The sequence below is a fragment of the Streptomyces ossamyceticus genome (assembly GCF_001418475.1).
Taxonomy (GTDB): Bacteria; Actinomycetota; Actinomycetes; order Streptomycetales; family Streptomycetaceae; genus Streptomyces; species Streptomyces ossamyceticus.
On sequence record NZ_LIQX01000636.1, the window covers coordinates 1 to 2,400 of the forward strand.

Genomic DNA, 2,400 nt, shown 5'->3' on the forward strand with positions numbered 1-2,400 from the left:
GCCGTCTCCCGTGCCGCGCTGGAGCACCGGGCCGTGGTCGTGGGTGCCGACCGTGAGGAGCTGGTGCGGGGTGTCGCGGCGCTGGCGGGGGGGCGTCCGGACGCGGGGGTGGTGCGCGGGCGTGCGCGTGGTGGTCCTGGTCCGGTGTTCGTGTTTCCGGGGCAGGGGTCGCAGTGGGCGGGGATGGCGGTGGAGCTGCTGGCTTCCTCGTCGGTGTTCGCGGTGCGGATGGGGGAGTGCGGGGAGGCGTTGTCGGCGTTCGTCGACTGGTCGTTGAGTGAAGTCCTGTCCGACGAGGCGGCGTTGGGTCGGGTGGACGTCGTGCAGCCGGTGTTGTGGGCGGTGATGGTCTCTCTTGCGGAGGTGTGGCGCTCGTACGGGGTGGAGCCTGCTGCGGTGGTCGGTCACTCGCAGGGTGAGATCGCCGCGGCCGTGGTGGCGGGGGCGTTGTCCCTGGAGGACGGTGCTCGGGTGGTGGCGCTGCGTTCGAGGGCGATCCTGGCGCTGTCCGGCAAGGGCGGCATGGTCTCCCTCCCCCTCGCTTCCGACGAGGTGCGGAAGGTGCTCGCGCGCTGGGACGGCCGGGTGGAGGTGGCGGCCGTCAACGGCCCGGCCTCCGTGGTGGTCGCGGGTGAGAACGACGCGTTGGAGGAACTGCTGGCCTGGGCGGAGGAGGACGGGGTGCGAGCGCGGCGCATCGCCGTGGACTACGCGTCCCACTCCGCCCATGTCGAGGAGATCGAGGCGGAGTTGGCGGGCCTGCTGGCCCCCGTGGCCCCGAGGCCCTCCTCGGTGGCGTTCTCCTCGTGTGTCACCGGTGGCCGTCTCGACACGGCCGGGCTGGACGCTGGGTACTGGTTCCGCAATCTGCGGCAGCCGGTGCGGTTCGAGGAGGCGACGCGGGCCCTGCTGGAGCAAGGTCACGGGTTGTTCGTCGAGGTCAGCCCCCATGCGGTGCTGACGGGTGCGGTGCGGGAGACGGCGGAGGCGGCCGGCCGCGAGGTCGCGGTCACCGGGACGCTCCGTCGGGGTGAGGGCGGCCCGGAGCGGCTGCTGCTGTCGCTCGGGGAGGCGTACGCCCACGGCGCCCCGGTCGACTGGCGGGAGTGCTTCACCGGGACCGGCGCCCGGACGGTCGACCTGCCCACCTACGCCTTCCAGCAACGGCGTTACTGGACGGAGATGCCCACCGCGCGGTTCGGCGACGCGGCGCTCGCCGGGCTCGGCCGGGCCGATCACCCCCTGCTCGGCGCCGTCGTGGAGCCGGCCGACGGCGATCGCACGGTGTTCACCGGGCGGCTGTCGCCGAGGGAGCAGCCCTGGACGGCCGACCACGTGGTGCAGGGCACGGTGCTGCTGCCCGGAACGGCCTTTCTGGAACTGGCGTTGTGGGTGGGGGAGCGGTCGGGGACGCCACGGGTCGAGGAACTCGTCCTGGAGGCACCGCTGCCCCTGCCCGCGTCGGACCCGGTGCGGCTGCAGATCGTCGTGGAGGGGCCGGACGACGACGGGCGTCGGGCCGTGCGCTTCTTCTCCCGTGCGGAATCGGACGCCGAGGAGTGGACCCGGCACGGCAGCGCTGTCCTGAGCGGCACCCCGCAACCGGAGTTCGACCTGGGGGCGTGGCCGCCGACCGGGGCCGAGCCGGTCGAACTGGACGGGCTCTACGCGAAGATGGCGACCGCCGGGTTCGACTACGGACCGGCCTTCCGGGGACTGCGGGCCGCGTGGCGGCGTGGCGAGGAGGTCTTCGCCGAGGTGGCGACGGACCCGGCGCACACCGGGGGCGACGAGTTCGTCGCCCACCCCGCGCTCCTCGACGGGGCCCTGCACGGGGCCAGCCTGCTGCCGGGCACCCTGGACGGCGGAGCACGGCTGCCGTTCACCTGGTCCGGCGTCACCGTGTACGCGACCGGCGCCACGTCCCTGCGGGTGCGACTGGCACCGGCCGGGACCGACGCGCTGTCCCTGCACGCGGTGGACGCGCTCGGCGCCCCCGTCCTCGCCGTGGACGAACTGACCTTCCGGCCGTTCTCCCCCGACCGGCCGGCGGTGCGCCCGCCCGCCGGGCAGGACGCGCTCCTGCGCGTCGAGTGGCCGGAGATCCCCGTCACCGCCGCCACCACCGGGACCTACGCGGCACTGGGCCCGGACACGCTGGACGGCACGCGGACGTACGGCACGGTGGCGGAACTGGACGCCGCGCTCACCGCTGGCGAACCGGTGCCCTCGGCCGTGGTCGCCCGCTGCCCCGTCGCGGCCGCCGACGACGATCCGGCCGCGGCCGCCGAACGGGCCACCCTCTGGGGGCTGGACCTGCTGAGGCAGTGGCTCGGCGCCGCCGGCACGGCCGACCTGCCGCTGGTCGTCGTCACCCGGGGCGCCGAGCCACTGCCTCAG

At 74.9% G+C, this 2,400-nt stretch carries 1 protein-coding gene; it reads left to right on the plus strand.

What is annotated here, in order from left to right; all coding sequences use genetic code 11:
* The coding region (locus AOK15_RS35410) for an acyltransferase domain-containing protein (RefSeq protein WP_157870470.1) at positions 1-2,400 on the plus strand (2,400 nt) is incomplete at both ends.